Genomic DNA, 7,470 nt, shown 5'->3' on the forward strand with positions numbered 1-7,470 from the left:
GTCGTAGTCGCCGAAATGGCCGGCGGCGACCGCCGCTTGCAATCCCGCGCCGTGGTTCAGCGAAAGAAGGATGTCGTCGATCGGTGCGCGATAGGTCATGACAGTGTCCCGGCTGACGGAAGGATGCCGGCCTTTTTCCACGAAATGCCGCTCCTCTCAACCGTCCGTGGGGTCGCGATCGCCGGACGAGCCGGCCGGGGATCGCGATGCTGCGGCTGCGGCTGCGCGATCGGGCCGGATTTCGGGCTTTCGGCGGTTGAAAAGCCGCCTTTGTCTCGATAGACCGGCGGGGCCGAGGCGAATCCGCCGCCCGGCCGCAATGCGCGGGCCGGGATAGGCCTTTTGGGGCGTAGCCAAGCGGTAAGGCAGGGGATTTTGATTCCCCCATGCGGAGGTTCGATCCCTCCCGCCCCAGCCAGGCCAAGCCGCTGATTTCAAGGAACTTTGTCTGGCCGGCGCACGCCCGATGTGGCCCCGCCGCCGTTCATGGCGGCTTTCCCCTCACATTTCCTCCAGCGCGCAGATCAGATCGCCGGCGCGCAGCGTCTGGCCCGGCTTGGCATTGAGGGCTCGGACGATGCCGCGCGCGGTCGCCGGAATTGCGATCTCCATCTTCATCGATTCGATCACCGCCAGCGTCTGGCCGATCTCGACATGCTCGCCGGGTTCGACGGTCAGTTTCCAGACGTTGCCGGGCGCTTCGGTGAACTGGCCGATGCAGCCGTCCGGCACGTCGCCGCCGGAGCCGAGCGCGGCCGCGGTGTCGTCCTCCACCACTTCGTCGAGCTTGGCGTCGCGCCAGCGCTGGCGTTCGGCCTCGAACGCGGATTGCTGGCGGGTCTTGAACGCCGAGATGCCTTCGGCCTCGCGCGCCAGGAACGCTTTGTAGTCGGCGTAGGAGAACGTCGTCTCCTCGATCTGGAGCGGATAGCCGCCGTGCGGAAACGCGGCGCGGGCGTCGAGCAGTTGTTCCGGCGTTACCGGGAAGAACCGGATCTGGTCGAAGAACCGCAGCAGCCAGGGATGGCCGGGCTTGAACACTTCGGTGCTGCGCCAGGTGTTCCAGACCTGGATGGTGCGGCCGAATAGCTGATAACCGCCGGGGCCTTCCATGCCGTAGATGCACATATAGGCGCCGCCAATGCCGACGGCGTTTTCCGGCGTCCAGGTGCGGGCCGGGTTGTATTTGGTGGTGACCAGGCGATGCCGTGGATCGACCGGGGTGGCGACCGGGGCGCCGAGATAGACGTCGCCGAGGCCGAGCACCAGATAGCTGGCGCCGAACACGATGCGCTTGACGTCGTCCTCGCTGGAAAGACCGTTGATGCGGCGGATGAACTCGATGTTGGACGGACACCACGGCGCATCGGGACGCACCAGCTCTTGATACTTGCGCATCGCCAGCACCGCCTGTGGATCGTTCCACGACAGCGGCAGGTGTATGATGCGGCTCGGCACCGCCATCGCTTCGACCGACGGCAGTTCGCGCTCGATCCTCGCCAGTGCGTCGAGCAGCTTGCGGCGTGACATCACCGCGCTGTCGTAGTGGATCTGCAACGAGCGGATTCCCGGCGTGAGATCGATGATCCCGGGCAGTCTGGCTTTCTCCACCGCCTCGGCGAGCACGTGCACCCGCAAGCGCAGCGCGATGTCGAGCTCCATCGGGCCGTATTCGACCAGCAGATTGTCGTCGCCGGCGCGGCGATACTCCACCGGGATCTCGCCATCGTCATGGCGGCCGACGATCGCCGAGCCGAGCTCGGCAGGCGCGGCGATCACGGTCGGCCCTGCGACCGGATCATCGGCCCGCGCCACCGGCACGAAGCGAAGTTTGTCGCCGGGCTTGAGCTGGCCGACCTTCCACAGTTCGTCGCGCGCCACCACGGCCGGGCAGACGAAGCCGCCGAGGCTCGGGCCGTCGGGCCCGAGGATGATCGGCATGTCGCCGGTGAAGTCGATCGCACCGACCGCATAGGCGTTGTCGTGGATGTTGGAGGGATGCAGCCCGGCTTCGCCGCCGTCGGTGCGCGCCCATTGCGGCTTCGGCCCGATCAGCCGCACGCCGGTGCGGGCGCTGTTGAAGTGGACTTCGTAGTCCGAGGAAAACAGCGTCGCAATGTCGTCGTCTCGGAAGAAATCGGGCGCGCCGTGCGGGCCGTAGATCACGCCGATCTGCCAGGTTCGCGTCAGCGCCGGCTTTTCCTCATCGGTGAGCGCACGGGGCTCCGCGACAGGCGTGATCGAGCCGAAATGCAGCACGTCGCCGGCCTTCAGCGCGCCGGTGGCATGGCCGCCGAACGCGCCGAGCGTGAACACCGCGCGGGAGCCGAACACTTCGGGCGCGTCGAAGCCGCCGCGGATGGCGAGATAACAACGCTGGCCCGGTCCCTCGATCTTGCCGATCGCCAGCATTTGCCCGGCACGCACCGTGATCGGCGCGTCGTTACCAACCGCTGTGCCGTCGAGCTTTGCCATCATGCCAGCGCCGCACAGCGCCACCACGGCGTCGGCGTTGAAGCGCAGCGTCGGACCGCTGACGGTGAGTTCGAACGCCGCGGTGGTTTCGGGATTGCCGACGATGCGGTTGGCGAGGCGGAACGAACGCTCGTCCATCGGTCCGCTCGGCGGCACGCCGACGTGCCACAGATGCAACCGGCCCGGCAGCTCCTGCAATCCGGACTGCGCGCCGGGCGCCACCACGTCGATGGTGCGCGCCGCGAAGCTGAAGTCCGCCAGCACCTTGGTGGCGACCTTGCCGCTGCGGAACAGATCGGATGCCGCAATCGCGCGCAAGTAATCGAGATTGGTTTCGATGCCCGCGACGGTGGTGGCGGCGAGCGCGCTTATCATCTTGTCGATCGCGGCGTCGCGGTCGGCCGCGTGGACGATCAGCTTCGCCAGCATCGGGTCATAGAACGGCGTTACCTCGTCGCCGGTTTCGATCCAGCCGTCGACGCGCGCGTCGTCCGGAAACGCCACCTGGGTCAGCCGGCCGGCCGAGGGCCGGAAGCCGGCGCCTGGATTTTCGGCATACAGCCGCACTTCGATCGCCGCGCCCTGCGGCGGGCGCGGCGTGTAGGTCGCGATCGGGCTGTCGCCGGCAGCCTGGCGCACCATCCATTCGACCAGATCGACACCGAACACCGCTTCGGTGACGGGATGTTCGACCTGCAGGCGGGTGTTGACCTCGAGGAAGTAGAATTCGTCGCGGGCGACGTCGTAGATGAATTCGACGGTGCCGGCGGACTCGTAGTTCACGCTCCGGCCGAGCGCGACCGCGGCCTGATGCAGCCGCGTCCGCATCTCGTCCGAGATGCCGGGCGCCGGGGTTTCCTCGACGACTTTCTGGTTGCGCCGCTGCAGCGAGCAGTCGCGCTCGCCGAGCGCGATCACGTTGCCCTGGCCGTCGCCGAAGATCTGCACTTCGATATGGCGGGCGTCGGCGACGAACCGCTCCAGATATACCCGCGCGTCCCCGAAGCTGGCGCGGGCGGTGCGCTGCACCGTGGCGAAGCGTTCGCGCAGCGTCGCCTCGTCGTGGCAGAGCTGCATGCCGATGCCGCCGCCGCCCGCGGTGCTCTTCAGCATCAGCGGAAAGCCGATCCGTGCCGAGGCTTCCAGAGCTTCCTCGATGCTGTCGATCAGCCCGGTGCCGGGCAGCAGCGGCACTTTGCTCGTCTGCGCCAGTTCGCGGGCGCGGTGCTTCAGGCCGAACGCCTCGAGATGTTCGGGGCGCGGACCGATGAAGGCGATGCCGTGCTGCTTCAGCCGCTCGGCGAAGCCGCGGTTCTCCGACAGAAAGCCGTAGCCGGGATGCACCGCCTGCGCGCCGGTTGAGAGGCAGGCCTCGATCACGGCGTCGACATTGAGATAGCTGTCGCTGGCGGCCTCGCCGCCGACGCGCACCGCTTGGTCGGCCTCGCGCACCGGACGGGTGAAACGGTCAGCGTCCGAATAGATCGCGACCGATGCGATCCCCATCCGGCGCAAGGTGCGGCCGATCCGCCCGGCGATTTCGCCGCGGTTGGCAATCAGAACTTTGCTGAACATGATCAGTCCTCGCCTGCCTCGTAGATCACCACCTGGATCGGCGTCGGGAAAAAGCCGTTGCAGGGATTGTTGACCTGCGGACAGTTCGAGATCAGGCACAGCACGTCCATCTCGGCGACCATCTCGACGTAGTCGCCGGGCTTGGAGACGCCGTCGACCACGGTGAAATTGCCGGACGTGTCGAGCGGCACGTTCATGAAGAAGTTGAGGTTCGGCACGATGTCGCGCTTCGACAGACCGTGCTTGGCGGCCTCCAGCACGAAGTTCTCGCGGCAGGCATGCAGATATTTGGTCTGGTGCCCGAACCGCACGGTGTTGCTCTCGCAGGAGCAGGCGCCGGCCGAGGTGTCGTGCAGGCCGCAGCTATCGGCCACCATCCGCAGCATGGTGCGGCCCTCGGTGGACATGATCCGCGTGCCGGTGGTGACGTAGGCCGAGCCCTGGGCGCGCAGCGTGTCCTGGCCGCTGTAGCGTTCGCCATGATCATCTGCGGCGTAGAATAGGGTGTCGACGGCCTGCTGGCCGTGGCTGTCGACGATGCGCAGCGTCTGGCCCTTGCGGATGATCGCCGACCACGGCACGCGCGCCGGGATCTCGGTGTCGAGCACGATGCGGGCGGAAGCGGGAATCGCGGTCATGCTCAGGCCCTCCCTGCGGCGCCGGCGAGATAGAAGGCGTTGTTCTCGAACGCGCGCTTGGCTTCGAGCGACACGGTGCGGCAAAGGTCGTCGGCGGCGGGCTGAGGCGCCTGATAGCGGATGATGTCGACGTCGCCCGGCGCGTAGCTGGGGGATGGATCGAGCGGGTGCGGACAGTTCGACACCGCGACGAGCAGGTCGAGCTCGGCGCGCAGATCGACGAAGTCGCCCTTGTTGCGACGCTCGCCGTGCCATTCGAACCGGCCCAGCGAGTCGACGGCGACCGGAGCGAAGAATCCGATCGACGGGTGCAGGTCGCGGCGATCGAGCCCGAGCTTGCCGGCGGCGAGCACAAAATTGTCGCGGGTGTTGCGGAAACTGCCGGCGCCGTAGCGCTCCGCATTGGTCGCCGCGGTGGAGCCGCCCACCATGGTGTCGTGCGCGCCGCTGGTGTCCTCGATGATCGACAGCAGCGCACGACCCATGTCGGACAGGATCACCCGGCCTTTGCGTAAGGACGCCGCCCACTGCACCTTGATGGTGTCGGCGTGGTTCAGCCGCTCGCTCGGGTCGAGCGCATTCCAGGCCTGGATGCTGACGCAGGACGTGCCGTCCGTATTGATGAGACGCAGCGCTTCGCCGCGGCCGAGCCTGGTCACGTAGTACCAGCCGCCCGGCACGGTCTCGCGATGGATGATCGCGTCCGCTGCGATCGGCGCGCCGTCGCGCGGCGTCGGCGGCGGCAAGGCCTTCGGTGCCTGTTGCTGGCCCAGTGCCTTGTGCTGTTCGTAGCGCTGGCGGTTGGCCTCGACTTCGGCCTTCTCTTGCTCGGTCAGGATCATGCTGTCCTCACGGTGAACAAACGCCGGGTCGTCCCGGCTCATGCTCCCTGTGCGGCCGGGTCGTCCCGGCCGGAGCGGATTGGATGGTCGGTGCGCGGCTGCGCGATGCGCCGCGGAAAGATTTCGAGATCGCGCGAGATCGTGGCGCCGTAGCGCTCGCGCTCCTCGGGACGGTTGCGATTGCGCTCGAACGCGATCACGCGGGTCGCCAGGCTGAACGCTTCGGACAGATCGTGCGTGACCATCACCACCGTCAGCTCGGTCTCGTTCCACAGCCGCTTCATCAGCACGTGGATGTCGGCGCGGATGCCCGGGTCGAGCGCGCCGAACGGCTCGTCGAGCAGCAGGATCTTGGGGCCGCGCATGATCGCCTGCGCCAGCGCCAGCCGCTGCTGCATGCCGCCGGACAGCGACGCGGGATATTTGTGCTCGTGGCCCTTCAGCCCGACCTCGTCGAGCAGAGCCAGCGCCTGCTCGGTCGCCTCGCGCCGCGCCCGGCCGAACAGCCGGCCGAGCAGCCGCGACTGTTGCAGCTCGCGGCCAAACAGCACGTTGTCGAGCACGGTGAGATGCGGAAACACCGAATAACGCTGGAACACCACGCCGCGATCGGCGTCGGGTTCGCTCGGCATCGGGCGGCCGTCGATCAGGATCCGGCCGCGGGTCGGCGTCTCCTCGCCGAGCAGCATGCGCAGGAAGGTGGTCTTGCCGCAGCCGGAGGGGCCGACCAGGGCGACGAAGGCGCGCGGCGCGACGTCGAGCGTGATCCGCTCCAGCACGATGTGGTCGCCGTATTCCTTCCAGACGTTGTCGAATCGGATCGCGCTCATTCCGCCCTCACCGCGGCGAACCAGGGGAAGGCCTTGCGCTGGATCAGTCGCAACGCCAGGTCCATCAGGAAGGCGAGCAACGTGATCCACACCACGTAGGGAATGATCACGTCCATCGCCAAATAACGTCGCACCAGGAAGATGCGATAGCCGAGCCCGGAGTCGGAGGCGATCGCTTCGGCGGCGATCAGGAACAGCCAGGCGGGGCCGAGCTGCAGCCGCAGCGAGTCGATCAATCGCGGCAGGATCTGCGGCAGCACCACGCGGAGCGCGATCTGCCAGGTCGAGGCGCCGAGCGTCTGGGCCTTGATCAATTGCTCGCGTGGCAGCTCCATCACCCGCATCGCCAGGTCCCGGATCATCGCCGGCAGCGTGCCGATCACGATCAGCGCGATCTTGGAGTTTTCGCCGAGTCCCATCACGATGAACAGGATCGGCAGCAGCGCCAGCGGCGGCACCATCGAGGTGACCGACACGAACGAGCCGAGCAGCGCATTGGCGGCCGGGAGCAGGCCGATCACGATGCCGAACACGAGAGCCAGCGAGGTCGAGATCGCCAGCGCAGCGCCGAGTCGTTCCAGGCTCGCCAGCGTGTCCGTCCACAACAGATAGTTGCCGGTGCGGGCGTCGACCTGAAACGCCATCTGCTTGACTGCCTGGCCCATGCTGGTCAGGGCCGGCAGCAGCTTGTCGTTCGGATTCTCAGCGAGCCTGGCGCCGGAGCCCAGCAGATACGCAATGATCACCAGCACGAACGGCAGCGCCGCCATGTAGATGGCGAGTTGCCGTCCAGGCCTGATGTTCACCCATCGCATCGTCGTGCTCCGGCTTGGCTTGTGGAGGTGATCGCTTACAGCTTGCCGGCTGCGGCGGCGTTCATGAAGCTCGGGTCGAACCGCAGCTTCACGTTGGACTTGTCGCCGAGCACGCTCTTGTCCGCGAGCTCGATGCCGACCGCATCGGCCGATTTCGCGCCCTTGCCGAGCAGATCCTTGTCGAACAGGAACTTGCGGACGCGGTCCATGGTGCTGCCGATCGCCGCGCTCTTGGTGAAGGCTTCGGCGTCCGCGGCCTTGCTGAACAGCCTGGTCGAGGCGAGCTGGCTTTCGA

General features: G+C 67.1%; 5 protein-coding genes, 1 tRNA gene and 1 pseudogene. 1 reads left to right on the forward strand and 6 read right to left on the reverse strand.

The features are described from left to right. The first annotated feature begins 343 nt into the window (after positions 1-343). Positions 344-418 (forward strand) — tRNA-Gln (locus DU475_RS22295). Between the two features lie 83 nt (positions 419-501). Here the strand turns inward: DU475_RS22295 and uca are convergent. The 6 genes and pseudogenes from uca to DU475_RS22325 all read right to left on the reverse strand — a co-directional run. Next, complete coding sequence (gene uca / locus DU475_RS22300; protein ID WP_164633352.1) at positions 502-4,050, reverse strand: urea carboxylase; 3,549 nt, start codon at positions 4,048-4,050, stop codon at positions 502-504. 2 nt (positions 4,051-4,052) lie between these two features. Further along, positions 4,053-4,688: an urea amidolyase associated protein UAAP2 gene (locus DU475_RS22305; RefSeq protein WP_047307426.1), complete on the reverse strand. Its 636-nt coding sequence runs from the start codon at positions 4,686-4,688 to the stop codon at positions 4,053-4,055. A 2-nt stretch (positions 4,689-4,690) separates the two neighbouring features. Beyond that, complete coding sequence (locus DU475_RS22310; protein ID WP_164633353.1) at positions 4,691-5,530, reverse strand: urea amidolyase associated protein UAAP1; 840 nt, start codon at positions 5,528-5,530, stop codon at positions 4,691-4,693. A 38-nt stretch (positions 5,531-5,568) separates the two neighbouring features. Next, complete coding sequence (locus DU475_RS22315) at positions 5,569-6,360, reverse strand: ABC transporter ATP-binding protein (RefSeq protein WP_013500911.1); 792 nt, start codon at positions 6,358-6,360, stop codon at positions 5,569-5,571. Beyond that, a complete protein-coding gene (locus DU475_RS22320) occupies positions 6,357-7,175 on the reverse strand; it encodes an ABC transporter permease (protein ID WP_114358677.1) in 819 nt (272 codons plus the stop codon). The genes DU475_RS22315 and DU475_RS22320 overlap by 4 nt, the downstream gene beginning before the upstream one ends. Before the next feature lie 35 nt (positions 7,176-7,210). After that, positions 7,211-7,470 (reverse strand): annotated as a pseudogene (locus DU475_RS22325) (putative urea ABC transporter substrate-binding protein); the annotation flags it as partial.

Source organism: Rhodopseudomonas sp. WA056 (assembly GCF_010906995.1).
Classification (GTDB): Bacteria; Pseudomonadota; Alphaproteobacteria; order Rhizobiales; family Xanthobacteraceae; genus Rhodopseudomonas; species Rhodopseudomonas palustris_G.

What these genes read in the sequence shown, in the direction of transcription:
- uca (WP_164633352.1), bottom strand. Translation starts at nt 4,050, where the DNA reads ATGTTCAGCAAAGTTCTGATTGCCAACCGCGGCGAAATCGCCGGGCGG.
- DU475_RS22310 (WP_164633353.1), bottom strand. Translation starts at nt 5,530, where the DNA reads ATGATCCTGACCGAGCAAGAGAAGGCCGAAGTCGAGGCCAACCGCCAG.
- DU475_RS22305 (WP_047307426.1), bottom strand. Translation starts at nt 4,688, where the DNA reads ATGACCGCGATTCCCGCTTCCGCCCGCATCGTGCTCGACACCGAGATC.
- DU475_RS22320 (WP_114358677.1), bottom strand. Translation starts at nt 7,175, where the DNA reads ATGCGATGGGTGAACATCAGGCCTGGACGGCAACTCGCCATCTACATG.
- DU475_RS22315 (WP_013500911.1), bottom strand. Translation starts at nt 6,360, where the DNA reads ATGAGCGCGATCCGATTCGACAACGTCTGGAAGGAATACGGCGACCAC.